Source organism: Sphingomonas sp. BK481 (genome assembly GCF_014194875.1).
Classification (GTDB): domain Bacteria; phylum Pseudomonadota; class Alphaproteobacteria; order Sphingomonadales; family Sphingomonadaceae; genus Sphingomonas; species Sphingomonas aerolata.
The window spans coordinates 747,908-768,889 of the sequence record NZ_JACIAP010000001.1 but is presented as its reverse complement, the minus strand read 5'-3'; the positions used below and the strand labels follow the sequence as shown (position 1 = coordinate 768,889).

At 69.1% G+C, this 20,982-nt stretch carries 18 protein-coding genes; 9 read left to right on the top strand and 9 right to left on the bottom strand.

From position 1 onward, the window contains the following. The first annotated feature begins 50 nt into the window (after positions 1-50). The gene (locus tag FHY04_RS22235) at positions 51-1,226 is read left to right on the top strand and encodes a discoidin domain-containing protein (protein WP_221211599.1); all 1,176 of its coding nucleotides are present in this window, start codon (positions 51-53) and stop codon (positions 1,224-1,226) included. 68 nt (positions 1,227-1,294) lie between these two features. Then, the gene (locus FHY04_RS03630) at positions 1,295-3,118 is read left to right on the top strand and encodes a diguanylate cyclase (protein ID WP_031396208.1); all 1,824 of its coding nucleotides are present in this window, start codon (positions 1,295-1,297) and stop codon (positions 3,116-3,118) included. A 45-nt stretch (positions 3,119-3,163) separates the two neighbouring features. Here FHY04_RS03630 and FHY04_RS03625 read toward each other — a convergent pair whose 3' ends face one another. Next, on the bottom strand, positions 3,164-5,734 hold the full coding sequence (locus FHY04_RS03625) for a TonB-dependent receptor domain-containing protein (protein ID WP_221211598.1): 2,571 nt from the start codon (positions 5,732-5,734) through the stop codon (positions 3,164-3,166). A 312-nt stretch (positions 5,735-6,046) separates the two neighbouring features. Between FHY04_RS03625 and FHY04_RS03620 the strand changes: the two genes are divergently transcribed. The 6 genes from FHY04_RS03620 to FHY04_RS03595 all read left to right on the top strand — a co-directional run bounded on the left by FHY04_RS03620 (position 6,047) and on the right by FHY04_RS03595 (position 11,282). Next, positions 6,047-6,655, top strand: coding sequence for an alpha/beta hydrolase (locus tag FHY04_RS03620; protein ID WP_183935388.1), 609 nt, complete (start codon positions 6,047-6,049; stop codon positions 6,653-6,655). A gap of 252 nt (positions 6,656-6,907) precedes the next feature. Beyond that, positions 6,908-7,813 (top strand): RimK family alpha-L-glutamate ligase, encoded by a 906-nt coding sequence (locus tag FHY04_RS03615; RefSeq protein ID WP_183935387.1) that lies wholly within the window; start codon positions 6,908-6,910, stop codon positions 7,811-7,813. Continuing rightward, positions 7,813-8,829, top strand: a complete 1,017-nt coding sequence (locus FHY04_RS03610) for an LLM class flavin-dependent oxidoreductase (protein ID WP_183935386.1) — start codon at positions 7,813-7,815, stop codon at positions 8,827-8,829. Before FHY04_RS03615 ends, FHY04_RS03610 begins: the two co-directional genes overlap by 1 nt. Further along, positions 8,826-9,593 (top strand): methionine ABC transporter ATP-binding protein, encoded by a 768-nt coding sequence (locus tag FHY04_RS03605; protein WP_183935385.1) that lies wholly within the window; start codon positions 8,826-8,828, stop codon positions 9,591-9,593. Before FHY04_RS03610 ends, FHY04_RS03605 begins: the two co-directional genes overlap by 4 nt. Before the next feature lie 223 nt (positions 9,594-9,816). Beyond that, the gene (locus FHY04_RS03600; protein WP_183935384.1) at positions 9,817-10,479 is read left to right on the top strand and encodes a methionine ABC transporter permease; all 663 of its coding nucleotides are present in this window, start codon (positions 9,817-9,819) and stop codon (positions 10,477-10,479) included. An 8-nt stretch (positions 10,480-10,487) separates the two neighbouring features. Next, positions 10,488-11,282: a MetQ/NlpA family ABC transporter substrate-binding protein gene (locus FHY04_RS03595; protein WP_183935383.1), complete on the top strand. Its 795-nt coding sequence runs from the start codon at positions 10,488-10,490 to the stop codon at positions 11,280-11,282. On the opposite strand, the gene FHY04_RS03590 is transcribed toward FHY04_RS03595, so the two are convergent. The 4 genes from FHY04_RS03590 to FHY04_RS03575 all read right to left on the bottom strand — a co-directional run bounded on the left by FHY04_RS03590 (position 11,252) and on the right by FHY04_RS03575 (position 14,798). Then, positions 11,252-13,372, bottom strand: a complete 2,121-nt coding sequence (locus tag FHY04_RS03590; RefSeq protein ID WP_183935382.1) for a phosphocholine-specific phospholipase C — start codon at positions 13,370-13,372, stop codon at positions 11,252-11,254. The genes FHY04_RS03595 and FHY04_RS03590 overlap by 31 nt on opposite strands. A gap of 176 nt (positions 13,373-13,548) precedes the next feature. Continuing rightward, positions 13,549-13,812 (bottom strand): hypothetical protein, encoded by a 264-nt coding sequence (locus FHY04_RS03585; RefSeq protein ID WP_031394926.1) that lies wholly within the window; start codon positions 13,810-13,812, stop codon positions 13,549-13,551. Then, on the bottom strand, positions 13,809-14,384 hold the full coding sequence (locus FHY04_RS03580) for an SAM-dependent methyltransferase (protein WP_260171283.1): 576 nt from the start codon (positions 14,382-14,384) through the stop codon (positions 13,809-13,811). The genes FHY04_RS03585 and FHY04_RS03580 overlap by 4 nt, the downstream gene beginning before the upstream one ends. Before the next feature lie 135 nt (positions 14,385-14,519). Then, positions 14,520-14,798, bottom strand: coding sequence for a hypothetical protein (locus FHY04_RS03575; protein WP_183935381.1), 279 nt, complete (start codon positions 14,796-14,798; stop codon positions 14,520-14,522). A 176-nt stretch (positions 14,799-14,974) separates the two neighbouring features. On the opposite strand from FHY04_RS03575, the gene FHY04_RS03570 reads away from it, so the two are divergent. Further along, positions 14,975-15,937, top strand: coding sequence for a 2-hydroxyacid dehydrogenase (locus FHY04_RS03570; RefSeq protein ID WP_183935380.1), 963 nt, complete (start codon positions 14,975-14,977; stop codon positions 15,935-15,937). A gap of 6 nt (positions 15,938-15,943) precedes the next feature. On the opposite strand, the gene FHY04_RS03565 is transcribed toward FHY04_RS03570, so the two are convergent. From FHY04_RS03565 to uxuA, 4 genes are read right to left on the bottom strand one after another with little or no spacing between them, the layout of a single operon-like run. Beyond that, the gene (locus FHY04_RS03565) at positions 15,944-16,948 is read right to left on the bottom strand and encodes a sugar kinase (protein WP_183935379.1); all 1,005 of its coding nucleotides are present in this window, start codon (positions 16,946-16,948) and stop codon (positions 15,944-15,946) included. Next, positions 16,945-18,348 carry a mannitol dehydrogenase family protein gene (locus FHY04_RS03560; RefSeq protein WP_311723509.1) on the bottom strand — a complete coding sequence of 468 codons (1,404 nt, stop codon included), beginning with the start codon at positions 18,346-18,348 and terminating at the stop codon, positions 16,945-16,947. The genes FHY04_RS03565 and FHY04_RS03560 overlap by 4 nt, the downstream gene beginning before the upstream one ends. Positions 18,349-18,386: 38 nt before the next feature. Further along, positions 18,387-19,799, bottom strand: coding sequence for a glucuronate isomerase (uxaC, locus tag FHY04_RS03555; protein WP_183935378.1), 1,413 nt, complete (start codon positions 19,797-19,799; stop codon positions 18,387-18,389). After that, positions 19,796-20,980, bottom strand: a complete 1,185-nt coding sequence (uxuA, locus tag FHY04_RS03550) for a mannonate dehydratase (protein WP_183935377.1) — start codon at positions 20,978-20,980, stop codon at positions 19,796-19,798. The genes uxaC and uxuA overlap by 4 nt, the downstream gene beginning before the upstream one ends. Positions 20,981-20,982: the final 2 nt, after the last annotated feature.

Sequence of the window (20,982 nt, the reverse complement as noted above, 5' to 3'; positions counted from 1 at the left end):
GGTTCTGGCACGCCTATGAGGACGGGCAGAGCCGCAGCCTCGCCAATCTGATGAAGATCTATTTCGAGACGGTCGGGCGCAGTGCCGGGCTGTTGCTCAACCTGGCCCCGGATACGCGCGGGCTGGTGACCGACGAGGATGTCGCGAACCTGACCGCGTTCGGCACGGCGATGCGCGCGATGTACGCCACCGACCTGAGCAAGGGTGCGATCGCCTCTGCGAGCAGCGTGCGCGCCGGGCATGACGCGGCGCTGGTGCTCGACGGCAATCCCGAAAGCTTCTGGGTCAGCGCCGATCGGGCGCCGGTCCCGACGCTGACGCTCGACCTTAAACAGCCAAGGCTGTTCGATGTCGTCAGGCTGGCGGAGCATCTGCCGCTCGGGTTGCGCGTCGACCGGTTCGCGATCGACGCGCAGGGCCCGACCGGCTGGACCGAAATCGCCAGCAAGCAGGGCATCGGATCGCAGCGGCTGATCCGGCTCGACGCGCCGATCACCGCGCGGCGGGTCAGGCTGCGGATCACCGCAGCCGCCGCGGCGCCGGCGATCACCGAATTCGGCGTGTATCTCGCGCCCGTGCTGCTCGATCCGCCGCACATCGTCCGCGACCGCGAGGGCGTGGTCACGCTGACCAGCGATTCCCCCGGGCTGGCGATCGCCTACACCACCGACGGCAGCGTGCCGACGATCGCATCGCCGCGCTACACGGCGCCGTTCGCGATGCGCGATGCGGGGATCGTCCAGGCGATCAGCATCCACGCGGCCAAGGGTGCGGTCAGCAGCGTGGGGCGTCGCAACTTCGACATCCGCAAGAGCGACTGGAAGATCCTGCGGGCGAGCGCGCCGCGGGCCGAGCTGCTGATCGACGAGAAGAACCGCACCGACTGGGTCGCGCCGCTGACCGGTGCGGACGGCAAGCCCTGTTCGGTGACGATCGATCTCGGGCGCAGCGTCGAGCTGCGCGGGTTCGTGCTGAAGCCCGGCTGGCACGCGCCGCAGGGGGCCGGCGACCCCGCCGCCTGGCGCGTACGCATCGGCGACGACCCGGGGCTGGCCGACGCGCCGCAGGAGCAGGGCGAGTTCTCGAACATCGCTGCCAACCAGGCGCCGCAGCGCCTCGCCTTCGCGCGGCCGCACCGTGGCCGCTACATCGAGATCGCCTTCACCCGGACCGCCAAGGGCGAGACGCGGCTGGCCATCGCGGAGCTCGGGGTATTGACGCAGTAGACCGGTCGCGGCGCGGCGTGTGATGGCGAGTAACCAAAAGCTAAGTCTTTGTTGTTTAACATAGCGCAATGTTCATATCGCTTACTGCGCGGATCGTCGCGATCGGCCTCATCGTGGTCCTGGCACTGGGGTCGCTGGCTGGGCTGCTCGCCGACGCCTCGTACCAGGCCAGCCAGAGCTTCCAATGGGCCGCCCATTCCGCGCAGGTCATCGAGACGACCGAGGCGGCGCTGAACGATCTGCGCGAGGCCGAGTCGGGCCAGCGCGGGTTCGTCATCACGCGGGATCCGGCCTATGCGCGGTCCTTCGCCAAACGCCTGGACAGCGCCGCCCGGACCATCGCGCGGGTTGCGGGCCAGACCCGCGACAACCCGCGCCAGCATGCCCGTGCGCGGGAAATGGCATTGCTGATGAAGGAGCGGTCCGCCTTTCTGCGCCAGCCACTCGACCTTGCCCGCCGGGGCAATTTTGCGGGAGCGGTCACGATCATCGCCAGCGGCCGTGGTCGCGACCTGATGGATGCGATCAGCGTGCGCGGGGAGGCCTTTCTCGAAGAGGAACGCGCGTTGCAGACCACGCGACAGGATGCGGCGGCGCAGCGCCTGCGTCGCGGCAAGCGGCTTGCCATCTTCGGCGCGATCGCCGTCGCGCTGATCGTCATCGGCGGCTTTACCTTGCTGGTGCAAGGTATCCGCCGCCCGCTGGAAACCATGTTGCGCGCGATGACCGCGCTGGGCAGCGGGGACGAGCAGACACGGATCGATACCGCGATGGGATCGCGCGAATTCAACCGCCTCGCGATCGGCTATAATGCGATGGCCGACCGGCTGGAGGGCGCGGTTTCCGATCGGGGCACGAGCGAGCGCCAGCTGCAGGTCGTCAACGCCGAGCTCGAGCGCAATACCAAGACGCTGCGCGAACGCGGCGACGTGATCGAGCTGCTCGGCGGCATGGCGCATCGCATGCAGGCCGCACGCACCGACGACGAGCTGGCCCAGATCATCCGGGTGTTCGTACCGCAGGTCCTGCCCGATATTCCCGGCGCGCTGTACGCGCACAACAACTCGCGCAACTGCCTGGTCCCGGTCGCCAGCTGGGGAGACATCGTCGTGCCGGACGACGGCTTCGCGCCGGAGCGGTGCTGGGCACTGCGCCGTGGCCAGAGCCATTCGGTCGTGGATCCGCGCCGCGACATCGTCTGCGCGCATGTCGCCGAGGGCGAGGTCTATCACTGCGAACCGCTGCTCGCGGGCGGCGAGGTCATCGGCGTGCTCTATCTGCGCGGCCGGATCGAGGCCGAGAACCGCTTTCGGATGAACGTGCTGACCGAGAACATTGCCTCGGCGCTGGTCAACCATCGCCTGCAGCGGTCGCTGCGCGAACAGACGATCCGCGATCCGCTGACCAGCCTGTTCAATCGCCGCTACATGGAGGAGGCGCTCAAGCTGGAGATCGCCCGCGCCTCGCGGTCGGGCAATCCGCTCAGCCTGGTCATGTGCGACGTCGATCACTTCAAGCGGTTCAACGACGAGTTCGGTCACGACGCGGGGGACGCGGTGCTCCAGCAGGTCGCGGCCGAGATGCGCAGCCGGTTCCGCGACGGCGATGTCGTCTGTCGCTTCGGCGGCGAGGAGTTCACCATCATCGCGCCGGGCACGACCGCCGAGGCGCTGGCCAAGCGTGTCGATATCGTCCGGCAGGCGATCTCCGAGATCGCCGTCCGCCACGGCAACCGCGCACTGGGATCGACCAGCATGTCGTTCGGCATCGCGACCTGGACGGACATCATGGACCGGGAGGGCGCGACGCTGATCCAGGCGGCGGACATGGCGCTGTATCAATCCAAGCGCGACGGCCGCAACCGCGCGACGATCAGCGCGCTCGCGGCCTGATCAGGGCGCTCCGGAGATCGATATCCTCCGCCGTACCGGGCGGTGTCAGAAGAGCTTGCGCAGGCCCAGCCTGACGGACCGGCCGACCGGATCGATATACGCCGCCTGGAACCGGTTCGGCGTCCGCCCGAGCCGATCGCGAACCGCGATACGGTCGTTGAGCAGGTTTTCGACCGTCAGCTGCAGCGTCATGTTGCTTGCCCAGGGACGTTTGATGATCTGGTCGACCTTGAGCGAGCTATAGGGCACCAGCCAGGTCCGACCTGAAAAGCGCAGATCCGACGCCGCCAGGTCGCTGCGGATCCGGGTCGGCCCCTGCAGACGGCCGAACACGCCGATGCTCGCAGCCCCGAGCGATCCGCTGAGGTTCAGCTCGGTTTCCCAGCGCGGTCGTCCGCCGGTGCCGGTCAGCGTATCGCCATCGAGGAGATCGAGTGCCGGCCCCCCGCTCCGCAACAACAGGCGATCGTCGAGCCGCCACGTCGTGGTCATCGACATGTTGAGGTGCGGCCGGGGCCGGGGTGGCGCCGGCGGTGGCACATCCTTCGCGGCAATGCCGACGGGCGGCGTCAGCGGCGCAGGCGCACGCCCGATCGGCGTCGACAGGCTGATCGTCGCCTGCACCTTCGTTTCGCGTTCGCGGGCGATGTTGACCGGCCGCAGATCGGCGCTGACGAGCTGTCCTGTTGCATCACGCTGGAACGCCCCGGCAAATGCGGTCTGGAAGGCCGGGGTGGCGCTGCCCAGCGTCGCGGTCTGATTGTCGATGCGCGTCTGGAGATAGTTGAGCGTGAGCCGCAGATCGCGGGCCTTGATCGGCGACACGGCGACACCCAGCGTGACGAGCCGCCGGCGTTCCGGGTCGAGCGCGGGATTGCCGCCGGCGATCGTCGTGACGAGCACGCTGGTGCCGGTGGTGAAATCGAAAAACGGCGTGTTCGGGGTGGTCACCGTCGGGTTGGTCAGCAGCGCGATCGCTGGTGGGGTCTGCGCGGCATTGACCGAGGCGATCAGCTGGACCGGCCGCACCGGCGACCATGTCAGGCCGTAGTTGGAACTGAGCAGCCGGCCGTAATCGGACACGTCCGAGACGCCGATCATGCCGTTGACCGACAGCTGTCCGAGAAACGCGAGAACGTCCTGATTGGCAGAGGCGATCGGCAGATCCGCGTTGACGCTGGCCCCACCCGTGGTGCGCGTCAGATCGAGCGTCGTGTCGCGCAAGCCCGGCAGGCTGCCCGAACTGCTCGACCGGGCATAATCCCCCGAGAGCGTGATCTGCGCGTCGCCGGCCGGCAACCGGACCAGCGGGCCGTTCGCGACCGCCTTTGTCAGCAATGTGCCGGTAACGGTCCGGCTGCGATCGGCCAGCCGAAGCGCCGCCGCCTCGGGACTTACGCGCGCCAACGGATCGCCCCCCGCATCGATCGCGGCCTGCAGATCGTCGATCGGCACGCCGCGTTCGGACCGCGCCACCCCCTGCACCCGGTCATAGCTGGTCGTGACGTTCCACCCCCAGCGCCGGATGCTGCCCTGGACCATGCCCGATCCATGCAGCGTCAGGCTGGTGCTCCGCTGCCGGAGCACCGCATCGGGCAGGTAGCGATAGAGCAGGACATCGTCCGCAAAGGGGAGCGCACCGCGTCCTCCCGGCACGCTCAGCAGCGCGGGCGCCAGACCATTCACGCCGATGTTACGCTGCGCCTCCATCGACAGGTTGAGCGATCCGCTCATCGTCCGCCCGATCGGCGCCGCGAGCGTTCCGTCGACCGAAATCCTGTCGCTGCGCTGCTGGAGCGAGCGATAACGCCCGATATCGGTGACCGCGGGCGCGCCGGCGCCGGCGGCATAGCCCGCCAGAGTGTCGCGCCCCGCCGGGTCGTCCGGTACGGCGGCGATCGTGACCGGGGCCCCGACGAGCGCATCGAGCGCGGGATCGATACTGGCCCCGCCTATTCCCGTGACGGTGCCGCCAAGCGCATAGAGCGTGTCCGGATCGGGCAGGATCGCGCGTTCGCTCTGCAGGATCGGGTTGAGCCGAAGATGCGACAGCGTCAGCGTCGTGCGGCGCGGCCCGTCGATCCGCGCGGCGGTCACCTCGGCATAGCTTGTCTCGCCCCCGCCTTCGGTCGTGACCCCCGTGGCCTGCTGGTAGGTGACCGCGCGAAACCGCTTCTTGGTGATGAAGTTCATCACCCGGACGGTGGCCGGAAACCCGAAGCGTGCGGCCTCGGACTCGGGCAGGACCTCGATCTTCTCCATCGCCTCCTGCGGCAGGCTGTAGAGTTCGTTCATGCTCGACATGCGTCGACCATTGAGCAGATAGACCGGATCGCCGCCGCTCGCCGACGTCGTCAGTGGTTTTAGGCGTTCGAGCAGCGTCTTGAGATCGGTCGCACCCAGCGACTGGATCCCGGCCTGATCGAGGGTTGCGGTCGGATCGATCGCCCCGACCGCGCTGCCCGCGCTCCGCTGGCCCGTGATGACGATGTCGTCGCCCGACGCCGATGCCGGCACGGGGATCGTCTGCGTCGATCCGGCCGCGGGAGAGACCACGCCGCCCCCGAGGCAGACGAGGATCGACGGGTACAGGCGGACCGGCGCGTGAACCCTCACGAACGGCGGATCGGGATGGCGGGGGGATCGATCATCGTCACACTCTCACGCAGGGGCGAGATCGAGTGGAGCGGTATTATATGTCGGGAATAGGGCGGCTTGTGAAAGCAGGCAGGGCAGAATGCCTGAAGGCAGCGCGGTCACGCCGCGGATCTTGGCGTCGGGACGCGATCCGGCGCATCGCCGGCATGGGATGACGCAAGACTATTGCCTATCGTCCGGGCCGGATTACGCTTCGTAATCGTAGCGCGAGACTGCGAGTCGGAGATCGATGGTCGCGCGCTGCCGCAGGTCTATCCGAGGTGATCCGCTATGGCCGTCAGGGACAAGGCTTCGATCGATACCCAGCATGCCGTGATCGTCGTGATCCGGGGCGATCCCGTCCCCGACACGGCGGTGCCGACGATCGAACTGGATCTCGCGAAATTTCAGAGCGGTCGCTGGGCGTTGCAGCTCGACGCGGCATTTGCCCGGCGCGAGGAGCCGGCGGTGATCCTGGCGCAGGGGGTCGCCTGTCTGGCCGTCGCTTGGTGGGCGCAATTGTCGCCGCGCAGCTATCTGCAGGCGATCGAGGGCGCGGTCCTGCTGTCGCCGCTGTCGGTCGGCTTCGGTCAGGAAGCGATCGCGGCGGCGGCGCGACCCGGGCCGACGACCCGCCTGCCCTTCCCGTCGGTCGTCGCCTGTGCCCCGGGTCCGTTCATCGACCGGGTGCTGGCGCTGGCCGATCGCTGGGGCAGTCATTTCGTCGAGCGCGGATCGATCGCCGCACCGGCGCCGACGACGCGCACCGCCACCCCGACCGAGGACGAGGCCCGGCTGATCGCGCTGCTCCCGCTGCTCGAGCACCGGGTGCCGGGCGATGCGTTCACGCCCGGCCCCAGCCCCGCACGGCGCCTCCGCCGGCCCGCCGCGATCGACTGAGCGCGCCTGCCGTCGGCGCTGCGCCGCGAGGCCCGCCCCTCCCCACCCCCCGGTCGGCATCGTCGCCACGCTGACGAGCGCGCCGCAAGCGTGCCTCGTCGAGATCGCGCAGGTCGATCCCGCGGATCCATTGAAGCGACGGTCGGCGCCGGCGCCGTTCGCTAAACCCAGGCTTGATCGGGCCAAAGCCGCTATCGATGGCGGTTGGCGCGTCGGCGTGGCAGAGGGCGCGCTTAATTCATCCGAGGCTTCATGACCGATCTCGCCGTCCTTTACGAACATCCCGCCTGGTTCGTGCCGCTGTTCGCGGCGCTCGATGCGCGCGGCGTCGAGTTCTCGCGCACCACGCCGGACGGGTTCTGGAACCCCGCGGACCAGACTGCGCCGGCGCGCGTCGTGTTCAACCGGATCGCGATGTCGAGCTTCCTGCGCAGCGACGAGCATCCGATCTTTGACACGATGGCGATGCTCGATCACTGGCGCCGCACCGGCGCGCGCGTGATCAACGGCGCCGACGTGCTCGCGATCGACGCCTCCAAGGCGCGGCAATTGTCGCTGATCGCGTCGCTCGGGCTCGCGATTCCCGAGACGCGCGTCGTCCACCGCGCCGCCGACGTCGTCGGCGCGGCCCAAACGCTGCGCTTCCCGCTGGTCGTGAAGGCCAATATCGGTGGATCGGGCGCGGGGATCATCCGCTTCGACAGCCTCGACGAACTCCGCGCCGCGGTCACCGACGATGGCCTGCCGAGCAGCGTCGACGGCGTGTTGCTGGTGCAGGAATATGTCCCCGTCCGGGGTGGCGCGATCACCCGGATCGAGACGCTCGACCGCAAGTTCCTCTACGCGATCGAGGTCGCGGGCGGCGGCGCGTTCGATCTCTGCCCCGCGGATGCATGCGTCGTGCCCGGCTCGGGCATCAAGATGGCCGCGGTCGAGCCGTCGCAGGTGCTGAAGGATGCCGCCGAGGCGATCGCGCGCGCGGTCGATCTCGATGTCGGCGGGGTCGAGGTGATGATCGACGACCGCGATGGCATCGCGCGCTTCTACGACATCAACGCGCTGTCCAATTTCGTCGCCAGGCCGCTCGACGTCCTCGGCTGGGATCCGCATGACCGGCTCGTCGATTACCTGATCGAACAGATTGGGAAGACTCGTTGATGCGCTATGGATACTGGACTCCGGTTTTCGGCGGCTGGCTTCGCAACGTCCCCGACGAGGGGATGGAGGCGAGCTGGGCCTATACCAAGGCGCTGACTCAGAATGCGGAGCGCTGGGGCTATGACCTGACGCTGATCGCCGAACTGAACCTCAACGACATCAAGGGAATCGAACAGCCCGCGCTCGATGCGTGGTCGACCGCGGCGGCGCTGGCGGCGGTGACCGACAGCATCGAGCTGATGGTCGCGGTGCGCCCGAACTTCCACCACCCGGCGCTGTTCGCCAAGGCGGCGGCCAATATTGACCGGATCTCGGGCGGGCGGCTCGCGCTCAACGTCGTGTCGTCCTGGTGGGCGGACGAGGCGAAGCAATATGGCCTCCAGTTCGACCAGCATGACGATCGCTATGCGCGGACCGACGAATGGCTCTCCGTCGTCGACGGGTTGTGGACGCAGGACCGGTTCGACTTTGCCGGGCAGTTCTACACCACCGAGCAGGCGATCTGTTCGCCCAAGCCCGCCAAGCGCCCGACGGTCTATGCCGGCGGCGAGAGCGAGAAGGCGAAGGCGATGATCGCGGCCAAGTGCGACGCCTATGTCATGCACGGCGACCCGGCCGACGCGATCGCGCCGAAGATCGCCGACATGGCGGCACGACGCGAAGCCGCGGGCGGTGCGCCGATGCAGTACGGCATGGCCGCCTATGCGATCGTCCGCGACAGCGAGGCGGAGGCGAAGCGCGAACTCGAGCGCATCACCAGCGTCACCGAACTGCCCGCGGGCTATGCCAATTTCGACCAGTGGCTGTCGGGCACACAGCTCGAACGCGAGCTGAAGATCCAGGAATATTCGGTCTCGAACCGCGGGCTGCGCCCCAATCTGGTCGGCACGCCCGAACAGCTGAAGGAGCGGATCGCGGAATATGAGGCCGCCGGGCTCGACCTGCTGCTGCTCCAGATGAGCCCGCAGGCCGAGGAAATGGAGCGGTTCGCGGTGCAGGTCATGGGGTCCGCATGATCCGCCTGCGCGACGTTTCCAAAACCTACCCGGCGAGCGATGCAGCCGCGCTCGACGGCGTGTCGCTGGAGATCCCGGCGCGCGGCGTGTTCGGGGTGATCGGTCAGTCGGGCGCGGGCAAGTCGACGCTGATCCGGCTGATCAACGCGCTCGAACGGCCGACGTCGGGGCGCGTCGAGGTCGACGGCATCGACGTCGCAAGCCTGTCGGCGGCGGAGCTGCGCGCGCTCCGGCGGCGGATCGGCATGATCTTCCAGAATTTCGGGTTGCTCTCCTCGCGGACGGTCGCGGCGAACGTCGCCTTCCCGCTGGTGCTCGCGGGCGTCGCAAAGGCAACGCGCGAGAGCAAGGTCGCCGCCTTGCTCGACCGGGTCGGCCTGTCCGATCACGCCGCCAAATACCCCGCCCAGCTGTCCGGCGGCCAGAAGCAGCGCGTCGGCATCGCCCGCGCGCTCGCCACCGATCCCGACATCCTGCTGTGCGACGAGGCGACGAGCGCGCTCGACCCTGAAACCACGCGCTCGGTGCTGACGCTGCTACGCGACCTCAACCGCGACCTCGGGCTGACGATCGTCCTGATCACGCACGAGATGGACGTCGTCCGCTACGTCTGCGACCGCGTCGCGGTGCTGGAACGCGGCCAGGTCGTCGAGACCGGCACCGTCACCGACATCTTTGCCAACGCCGAGCATCCGGCGACCCGGCGCATGCTCCAATCCCTCTCTCATCGGGAACGGGACGGCGCCGCGTCTTTTGCGGAATAAGAGCAGATGCGATGATCATAACCAGCCCCGCCCTGAAGGTCCTGAGATCCACCCCAAGGCCGTCATCCCCGCGCAGGCGGGGATCCAGACCCGCAACCTCGGCGATCCGATCGAAGCGTCTGCCAGTCTGGGTTCCCGCCTCCTCGGGAATGACGGCCAGGATGCGTCGTGTCGCGCGCCTGCCGCTTACTGGCTTGCCGATCTCCCCAACAGGTAACGGCTGATGACCTTCTTCGAAAATGTCGACTGGTCCGATATCGGCCAGGCGTGCCTCGACACGCTCATCATGCTCAGCGGGTCGCTGGTGCTGACGATACTGCTCGGCCTGCCCCTCGGCGTGCTGCTGTATCTGACCGGCAAGGGGCGGCTGATCGAGAACCGGCTTGCCAATGGCGCGCTCGGGATCGCCGTCAACATCCTGCGCTCGGTGCCGTTCATCATCCTGCTGATCGTGATGATCCCGCTGACCGTGCTGCTGGTCGGCACGTCGCTGGGCGTCGCGGGCGCGATCCCGCCGCTCGTCGTCGGGGCCGCGCCCTTCTACGCACGCCTCGTCGAGGGATCGCTGAAGGAGATCGATCGGACGACGATCGAGGCGGTGCAGGCAATGGGCGCGACGACCCGCCAGATCGTCACGCGCGCGCTGATCCCCGAGGCGATGCCGGGGCTGATCTCCGGCGCCACCGTCACCGCGGTCGCGCTCGTCTCGTTCACCGCGATGGCCGGCGTGGTCGGCGCGGGCGGGCTCGGCGATCTCGCGATCCGCTTCGGCTATCAGCGGTTCCAGACCGACGTGATGGTCGTCACCGTCGTCCTGCTGGTCGTCCTCGTCCAGATCATCCAATATGCCGGCGACGCGCTCGCCCGCCACTTTACCCGCCGCTAGGAAATGCCATGAACCGCCGCACTCTGCTCGCCTCGCTCTCGCTGCTCGCGCTCGCCGCATGCGGTGGCGCCAAGACGGATGACGGCACGGCGCTGACCATCGCCGCGACCGCGGTGCCGCATGCCGAGATCCTCGAATCGATCAAGCCGGCGCTCGCCAAGCAGGGTGTCGATCTGAAGATCCGCGTCTTCAACGATTATGTGCAGCCCAATCTGCAGGTCGAGCAGAAGCAGATCGACGTCAGCTATTTCGAGACCAAGCCCTATCTCGACGAGTTCAACGCCTCGCGCGGGACGCATCTGGTTCCCTATGCGGGCGTCCATGTCGAGCCGCTGGGCGCCTATTCGCGCAAGTGGAAGACGATCGCGCAGGTCCCGAACGGCGCGACCGTCGCGATCCCGAACGAGCCGAGCAATGGCGGCCGCGCGCTGCTGCTGCTGCAGAAGGCCGGGCTGATCACGCTGAAGAACCCGACCAACCCGCTGTCGAGCCTCAACGACATCGCGACCAACCCCAAGACCCTCAAGTTCAAGGAGCTGGAGGGCGCGACCCTGCCCCGCACGCTCGGCGAGGTCGATCTGGCGCTGATCAACACCAACTATGCGCTCGACGCGAAGCTCAACCCGGTGCGCGACGCGCTCGCGATCGAGGACAAGAACAGCCCCTATGTCAATTTCGTCGTCGGCCTGCCCGGTGGCGACAAGGATCCGCGCGTCGTCAAGCTGATCGCCGCGCTGCGAAGCCCCGAGACGCGGCGCTTCATCGCCGACCGTTATGCGGGCGCGGTGCTGCCGGCGTTCTGAGCCGCGGTGACGAACGGATCGCTGCACGTCATCCGCCCGGGCGCGTCGACCCGCCCCGAGACACGGCGGCGATAGGTCGGCGCGGTCGCCGCCGTGATCGTGACGTCGTACCAGCCATGGCTGTTGCGGAGCGGCCAGCGGTAGCGCGCGTCGACCAGCCTGGTCGTCAGCGCCGCTGCCCCAACGCGTTCGACGTGCGCGACCAGTCCGTGCGCGCGGTGTCCGGCGGGTAGCACTAACGCCAGCTCGGTCGGTGTCGTGCGCCAGACGAGCTGCGACATCAACGCCGGGTCATTGCGATGCCCCGTGAAATGCCGGTGGAAGCCGTTCGGGCCTAGCACCCAGAGATCATAGCGGCCCTCCGCGTCGAATCCCCATTGCCCGTCGAGCGTGCGCCCGGGCTCGACCGTGAAGCGGCGGGGCGGCTGGTCCAGGCCCCTGCGGTCATAGACGTGGAAGACCGCGGCCTGCGTGCCCTCGGTGGTGAAGTACAGCCGGATCGCGTCACCCGTGATCGTCTCGCCGACGCGCAGCGCATAGGGCAGCGGGCGGGACCGGCGGATGCCGGGCTCCTGCCACGGGAGTGACTCACCCAGTGGTGCCTGCGGGCTCGGCTGCCGGGGGATCGCCGCGGCGCGTGCGGCATCGGCGCGTGGATCGGGCATCGCCGCGAAGGGCGCGACGTCGGCGGCGGTGAAATCGAACGCCGAGGTCAGGTCGCCGCAGACCGCGCGGCGCCACGGCGCGATATTGGGCTCGTGGACATCGAAGCGCCGTTCGAGGAAGCGGATCACCGAACTGTGGTCGAACACCTGCGAATTGACCCACCCGCCGCGGCTCCACGGCGAGACGACGTACATCGGCACGTGCGGCCCCAGGCCATAGGCGCGGCCGCGATAGGCGGGGAGGTCGAGTGCCGCATCGCCCTTGCTCGGGTGGCGGTGATAGCTGCCGGTCAGGTCGACCGTCGATCCGCCGAGCAGCGTGCCGTCGGCAGCGCGCGACGGCGGCGCGGGCGGCGGGACATGATCGAAGAAGCCGTCATTCTCGTCGAACATGACGAACAAGGCGGTCCGCGCCCAGATTTTCGGGTCCGCGGTGAGCGCGTCGAGCAGCTCGGCGGTATAGGCCGCACCCTGTGCCGGGCTCGACGGACCGGGATGCTCGGATCCCTTCGCGGTGGCGATGACGTACGAAACCTGCGGCAGTCGCCCGGCCAGCACGTCGGTACGCAGCGCGTCGAGCCCGCGCGTCGCCAGCGCCCGATCGCGCAGCTCCGCGTCGCCAGCCGCATGATGCGCCGCGCGGAAGGCGGCGAACCCGACCAGCGGGTTGTCGGTGAAATTGTCCGCCATGTCCTGATAGATGCGCCAGTCGACCCCCTTGGCCTGCAACCGCTCGACGACCGTGGTCCAGCGATAGGGGTCGGGATCGCCGCCATCCTCCGGGAAACTGTCATGCGAATTGCCGATCGCCGGACCGCCCTGCGTGCCGCCGGGATCGTTGGTGCCGCTCCACAGGAGCAGCCGGTTGGTGTTGGTCCCCGTCTGCACCGAACAGTGATAGGCGTCGCACAGCGTGAACGCCTCGGCGAGCGCGAACTGGAACGGCAGGTCCTCGCGCCGGTAATGCCCCATCGCGCGCTGGCTCTTCGCCTCGGGCCAGTGCGCCATCCGCCCCTCGTCCCAGCCGCGCTGCGCGTCGGGCCAGCTGTGCGGCGTTCCCTCCATCCGCATCAGGTCGAAATTGGTGCGGGTGGCGAGATGGAAGGGCAGCACGGTCCGCGCGCCGCCCGGTGCCGTCCGGTCGCGCTGATACCAGACCGGCGCCGCCGCCCCGCCCGCAGACGGTGCGGGCACGGGGATCGGCAACCGGTCGGCAAAGCCGCGGACGCCGCGCAACGTGCCGAAATAATGATCGAACCCGCGATTTTCCTGCATCAGGATGACGACATGCTCGACATCCATGATCGAGCCCGTCTTCACATCGGGCGCAATCGCCGCCGCACGCGCGATCGCCGCAGGAAACGCGGACAGCGCGGCCCCGGTGACGCCTGCACCGAGCAGTGTACGACGGGAGACATCGGTCATCGGGGCAACCCACAGGAGGAGCGCATGGTCCGCAAACGCCCGCGGACCATGCCCGGTTCAGATCAGACGTCGAGCGACAGCGGCGACGGCGTGTTCATCCAGGATCGCTAAAGCCGACAGGTTGCACGAGCGTGACATGCGATCGTCGACGATGTCCGTAACAGGTCCTCTGCTGGTCAGCGGCCGAAGCCATCGCGGCCCTGTCCGCGCCGACGTCTGCGCGCGGCATGGACGGCGTCGACCGTGTGGCTGTGCCCGCGGCGTTCCGCCCGGACCATCTGCCCGACGCGTTTGCCGTGGATCATCAGCGGCAACCCGAGCAGCGCGAGCGGGAAGAAGAGGAGCATCAACGGTGATCCGTCGACCGCCATGCACAGCGCACAGGAGACGGCCATCAGCGCGAAGCCGCCCGCTTTCCATTGCAGGTCGCGCCGCGTCATGCCGCCTGCCTCCGCACGAGCGTTGCGACGGGATCGGCGATCACGAGCGTGCCGGCGGCCGCCAGCAGCCGCGCGATGCCGCCGTCCTGGTCGTGGCACAGCACGATGTCGGCGGGGAAATCGGCTTCGCGGGCGAGCACCTGCGCCAGACCGCCAACTTCGAAGTCGAGCCCGATCGCGGGATCGTGCAGCCGCGCTGCGGCGGCGCGGGCGCGACCGATCAGCGCCGGCGCATCGTCGACGCCCTGCCCCTCGATCGCGGTGAAGCCGAGCGCGCGGGCGTAACGCACGGTCTCGATCAGCAGCGTCCCGCATGCGCAGTCGGCATCGACGATCCGGATCGCGTGGCGATGCCGTTCGCGCAGATCGGCGAGCGCCGCCGCGATATGCGGCCAGCGCGGATCGCGCGTCGCGCGGCGTGCGCAGGCTCGGGTCATGGTGGCGGGCATGTCCGTCTTCGCTTCAGCCGTGGCGCCGCGTGCCGGGGTCACACGCCCGTGGCCCGCCTTGTTCTGGCCGAGAGGAATGACGCGCCCGCGTGCGCGGGGCTCCGGCGTGGGTTCAGACGACATGTTCGCGCTTTTGCCTGTGTGATCGGGCGTCCAGGCGCCCGCAAACCCGAATTACGAACCGCGGCATAGGGATTCGAGAGCGATTCCCCGAAACCCCATAGTGGCGCCATAGTGGGCGCAACGGCTCGTCGCATTTCAGTGCGTGGTCGCTGGCGTGGCGCGGACGCGGGGCCGCCAGCGCTCGCTGACCGCGATACCGTCGAACAGGTGATGCCCGAGTAGCACCATGACACTGCCCGCGCTCGCCCCCAGAAAGCCGATCGCGGCGAGCGCGAAGGCCAACGCACCCGCGGCGTAAGGGGAAAGCGCGAGGGCGGACAGCCGCCACACGGCGATGTACGCCATTGCGCAGAGGAGAAGTCCCACCGCGCGCAGACCAAGATCCGCGCGCCGCGAACGATGCCACGCTGCCATGCCACTCTCCTTGTCGTGGCCCTCCAGCTATCGGCCGCGGCATAGCAATTCGAGAGCGATCCCGGCCTTTTGCGTAGCGGGGGCATAGGGTTGGGCAGTTTTATCGCATGCGGCGGCCGCCGCGGGGGCCCCGGAAGGGGGTGTCTGCCCGCGCAGTTTGTGCGTACACCCCCGGCATGAACCGACCCGAAATCCTGATCCCCGCCCCCATGCTGCCGAGCGTCGTCGACGCGCTGGGCGAGCGGTTCGTCGTGCACCAGCTATGGGAGCAGGAAGACCCCGACGCGTTCCTTGCGACGGTGGCGCCGCGCATCCGCGGGCTTGCGGCGAGTTCGCTCGCGGGGCGGATCGACGCGTCCTGGTATGACCGGCTGCCCGCGCTCGAAATCGTCGCCAATTTCGGCGTGGGCTATGACGGGATCGACGCGGACGCCGCCGCGGCGCGCGGGATCGTCGTGACCAATACCCCCGGCGTGCTCGACGAGGAGGTCGCCGATCTGACCATCGGGCTGCTGCTGGCGACGCTGCGCGGAATCCCGCAGGCCGATCGCCATGTCCGCGACGGCGCCTGGGCGGAAAAGTCGTTTCCGCTGTCGCCGAGCCTGCGCGGACGGCGGATCGGGATCCTGGGGCTTGGCGCGATCGGCAAGGCGGTGGGGCGGCGGCTCGCGGCGTTCGACGTGCCGATCGCCTATCACGGCCGGTCGCGACAGGCGGATATCGGCTATGACTATTACGACACGCCGGTCGCGCTGGCGGCAGCGTGCGACGTGCTGATCGCGATCGTGCCCGGCGGTCAGGGGACGCAGCATCTGGTCGACGCCGCGGTCCTCGAGGCGCTGGGCGCGCAGGGCGTGTTCATCAACGTCGCTCGCGGCAGCGTCGTCGATCAGGACGCGCTGATCGCGGCGTTGCAGCAGGGCACGATCCTCGCCGCCGGGCTCGACGTCTATGAAGACGAGCCCAATGTCCCCGCCAGCCTGCGCGCGCTGCCGAACACGGTGCTGCTGCCGCATATCGGTTCGGCGTCGAAGCGGACGCGCGCGGCGATGGGCGGGCTGGTCGTCGACAATCTGCGCGCGTGGTTCGAGACCGGCCGCGCGCTCACCCCCGTCGCGGAAACGCCCAACCCCGGCTGAGCCCTGTCACCGCCGCACGTCGGCGGGTGCCCCGGTGAAGTCGGCCAGATCGGTCAGCGTCGTCCGGCTGTGATCGCCCGCGGTGCCGTGTTTGAGCGCGGCGAGCGCGAGGCCGCGGCGCGCGGCCGCTTCGCACCCGTCGTCGAGGCAGGAGAGCACGCCCGCGGCGAACGCGTCGCCGGTGCCGATCCGGTCGACGATCTGCGTGACGAGTATCGTCTCGGTCTCGAACGCGTCGTCGCGGCGATCGACGCGCGCAGACAGGGCGTGCGTATCGGCATCGATCACGCGGCGCGCGGTCGAGGCGATGCAGGCGAGCGTCGGAAACCGCGCGAACGCGGCCTCGCACGCGCGACGCCGCGCGTCCGGCGTGTCGCCGGCATGGTCCTCGCCGAGCAGCAGCGAGATGTCGCGGTGACTGCCGAACAGCAGGTCCGCACCGTCGACGTGATCGACCAGCACGCCTTGCGGATCGGCGCACCAGCGCGCCCACATGCTCGCGCGGAAATTGCCGTCGAACGAGACCCTGACCCCCGCCGCCCGCGCCGCCGCGATCGCATCGAGCGACAGCTGCGCGGCACCCGGACCGATTGCGGCAATGATCCCCGACAGATGCAGCCAGCCGACGCCGTCCAGCATCGCGGGCCAGTCATAGGCGCTCGACGGGGTCGCGGCGAAACTGCTGTGGAGGCGGTCGTAGACGATCTGCGCGCCGCGCGACCCGCTTGGCGGCGAGAGGAAATACAGGCCGAGCCGACCGTCCGCGCGCACCACCCGCGAGACGTCGACGCCCGCAGCGCGGACCGAGTCGAGCGCCGCATTGCCGATCAGGCCGTGCGGCAGCGTCGTGACGACCGCGGCGGGCACGTCGATCCGCGCGAGCGCGACCGCGACGTTCGCCTCCGCGCCGCCGAAATGCGCGTCGAGCCGAGCGTCCTGGAACAGATGCCCGCGGTCGGGCGCGGCGAGCCGCAACAGCATCTCGCCGAAACACAGTATCGTACCGGTCATGCGACGGGCTCTCCGATGGCGCCGCGCAGCGCGGCCTCTGGCCCCTGCGCCTGCCACGTTACCACCGCATCGCCCAGCGCCGCGTGGTCGAAATCGGCGGGGAATATGCCGAGCTCACCGACGAACCGCGCGACGACCTGCCGCGCGTCGCCCGCGGCGTCCGCCCAGATCGCGGCGTAGCGATCCCGCAGCGGATCATCGGCCATGGCGGGCGCGTGGGCGGTGTAGGCGATCCACGCGGCGAGGCTGAGGCGATGGCGCGGACTGTCGAGCCCATGCGCCTGCCGCTCGGCGACGGTCGCGATCCAGCGTTGCGGGAGCTTCTGCGATCCGTCCATCGCGATCTGATCGAGCCGGTGGTGAAGATCGGCATTGGCGAAGCGGTCGAGGATCGCGTCGATATACGCCGCGGGATCGAGCCCTGCCGCCGCGGTCAGGCTCGGCACCGCCTCCTCCTGCATCTGCGCGATCGCGAACGCGCGCAGCGCCGGGTCGGCGATCGCCTCATGGACGAAGGCGTGGCCAAGTTGCAGCCCGACATAGGCGAGCGTCGAATGGCTGGCGTTCAACAGCCGCAGCTTGGCGAGTTCGAACGGCGCGACGTCGTCGACGATCTGCGCCCCCGCCGCCTCCCAGCGCGGACGCGGGCCGGCGAAGCGGTCCTCGATCACCCATTGCCGAAACGGTTCGGTGACCAGCGCGGCGGCGTCGTCGACCCCGATCGCGGTCGCGACGCCCGCGCGGTCGGCCTCGGTCGAGGCGGGCACGATCCGGTCGACCATCGTATCGGGCGCGGTCACGTGCGCACGCACCCAGCCGGCCAGATCCGCATCGCGACGCTCGACGAACGCGAGCAGCAGGCGCATCAACAGCGCGCCATTGCCCGACAGATTGTCGCACGACACCAGCGTCAGCCCCCCTGCCCCCGCGCCGCGCCGCCGATCGAGCGCAGCCGCCAGAAAGCCGAAGATCGTCCGCGGCACGCCGCCGCCCAGGTCGTGCGCGATCGCCGGATCGTCGACGAGCAGCGCGCCGGTCGCCGGATGCCGGTAATAGCCCTTTTCGGTGACGGTCAGCGTCACGACCCGAGTCTCAGGATCGGCGAGCGCGGCGGTCACCGCGTCGGGATCCTCCGCGGCGACCAGCAGCGTGTCGATCACGTCGATCAGCCGGGTCGCGCTGGCGCCGTTCGACCGTTCGGTCACGGTGTAGAGCCCGTCCTGCGGGGCGAGCGTATCGCGCACCTGCGGTGAGCGCAGCGACACGCCGGTGATCCGCCAGCCCGCGTCCGGCGTCGACGCATCCTGCGTATAGACCGCCTGATGCGCGCGGTGGAACGCGCCGATCCCGAGATGGACGATCCGCCCGACCGTGACCGCCGAGGATGCCGGCTGCGTCACGTCAGAGGCGAGCGCGGATCGCGTGGCCCTGGACAGCCTCACAGCCGGTATGCCTTGCGGACCAGATCGCTCGTCAGTTCGCGCGCGAGCTCCGCTGCCTCCCAATCCTCCAGCCGGTGCTCGGCGACCAGCCGCGCGAGATAGCCGCAGTCGATGCGGCGCGCGACGTCGTGCCGCGCCGGGATCGACAGGAAGGCGCGCGTGTCGTCGTTGAAGCCGACGGTGTTGTAGAAGCCCGCGGTCTCGGTGGTCATCTCGCGGAACCGCCACATCCCCTCCGGACTGTCGTGGAACCACCAGGCTGGCCCCAGCTTCAGGCACGGATAATGCCCCGCCAGCGGTGCCAGCTCGCGCGCATAGACCGTCTCGTCGAGCGTGAAGAGGATGATCGACAGCGCGGTCGAGGTCCCGAACCGGTCGAGCAGCGGCTTGAGGGCGTGGACATAGTCGGTGCGCCCGGGAATGTCCGCGCCCTTGTCGCGGCCATGGCTGGCGAACAGCCCGGCATTGTGGTTGCGGACCGAGCCCGGATGGATCTGCATGACCATGCCGTCCTCGACGCTCATCGCGGCCATCTCCGTCAGCATCTGCGCGCGGAAGAGCTCGGCGTCGGCCGCGGTCCAGTCGTCACCGGTGATGCGCGCGAACAGCGCCTCGCATTCGGGGGTCGACAGGTTCGCGGTCGCTGCAGTCGGATGGCCGTGATCGGTCGCGGTGGCGCCCGCCGCGCGGAAATCGGCGCGGCGCTTGCGGTGTGCGGCCAGATAGCCCTGCCAGCCATAGACGTCCTCGCCGGTCAGTTCGCCGAACCGGCGAAGCGCGCCGGCGAATTGCTCGTGCTCGACATCGATCACGCCGTCGGGGCGATAGGTGGTGACGACGCGGCCGTTCCACCCGCTCTCGCGGATCCGGTGATGCGCGTCGAGGCTGTCATGCGCGCCTTCGGTGGTGGCGAGGAAATCGATCCGGAACCGGTCGAACAGTGCGCGCGGACAGAACGCCGCGGTCGCGAGCTTTTCGCCGATCGTGTCGAAATACAGGTCCGCGGTCGCCGGCTCGAACGCGAAGTCGAACCCGAACACCTCGGCGAAGACATGGTCGAGCCACATCCGCGACGGCGTGCCGCGGAACAGCGCATAATGATCGGCGAGCAGCCGCCACGCCGCGCGCGGATCGGCGCTCCGCGTACCGTCGCGGCGCGGGATCGTCAGCGCGTCCAGATCGACGCCCTGGCTGTAGAGCATGCGGAACAGATAATGGTCGGGCGCGAGCAGCAGCGACGTCGCGTCGGTCCAGTTGGCATTGTCGGCGAACCAGGTCGGATCGGTATGACCGTGCGGGCTGACGATCGGCAGGTCGGCGATCTCCGCATAGAGCGTGCGGGCGATCGCGCGGGTCGTCGGATCGGCGGGGAACAGCCGGTCGGGATGAAGCTCGAGAGGACGGGTCATGCAAGGGCTCCTGCCGCAAAGGCGATACCGCGTTCAAGTCCGCGCAGTTCGGCGAGCCCGCGCATCCGGCCGAGCAGCGAATAGCCGGGATTGGTCGTGCGCGTCAGGTCGTCGAGCATCTGATGACCGTGGTCGGGGCGCATCGGGATGCTGCGCCCTTCGCGGACCGACAGCCGGTGGACCGCCGCCATGACCGCCGCCATCCCGGCGTCGCCCTCCAGATGATCGGCCTCGTGGAATGCGCCATCGGCCTCGCGCTGGACCGAACGCAGGTGCAGGAAGCCGATCCGCGAGCCGAGCCGGTCGACCATGCCGGGCAGGTCGTTGTCAGCGCGCACGCCGAACGACCCGGTACACAGGCACAGCCCGTTCGAGACGTTGGGCACGCGGGTGAACAGATCGGTCACGTCGGCCTCGGTGCTGACGACGCGCGGCAGGCCGAAGATCGGAAACGGCGGATCGTCGGGGTGGACGACCAGCGCGATGCCGAGCTCGTCGGCGAGCGGGCACACCGCCTCGAGGAACGCGACATGGTTGTCGCGCAGCCGCGCGGCGTCGATGGCGTCGTAGCGGCCGATCGCCTCGAGGAACGCGGCCGAGGTGAAGCCCTCCTCGCTGCCCGGCAGCCCCGCGAGGATCGTCCGTTCGAGATCCGCGCGCGCCGCCGTGTCCATGCCGGCAAAGCGCGCCGCCGCCGCGTCGCGAACCGCGGGCGCATAGCTCTGCTCCGCGCCCGGCCGCTGCAGCATGAACAGGTCATAGGCGGCCACCACGATCGCCTCGAACCGCAGCGCGCGCGATCCGTCGGGCAGTTCCCAGGCGAGATCGGTCCGCGTCCAGTCGAGCAACGGCATGAAATTATAGGTGACGACGCGAATGCCGCACGCCGCGAGGTTGCGCAGGCTCTCGCGGTAAGCGTCGATCAACCGGTCCCATTCGCCCGAGCGGGTCTTGATGCCCTCATCGACCGGCAGGCTTTCGACCACCGTCCAGTCGAGCCCGGCGTCGCGCACCATCTGCTTGCGCGCGGCGATCGCCTCGCGCGTCCAGACCTCGCCGTTCGGGACCTCGTGCAGCGCGGTCACCACCTCGGTCGCGCCGGATTGCCGGATGCTGTCCAGCCGCACCGGATCGTTCGGCCCGAACCAGCGCATCGTCTGCGTCATCAACACACTCGTCATCC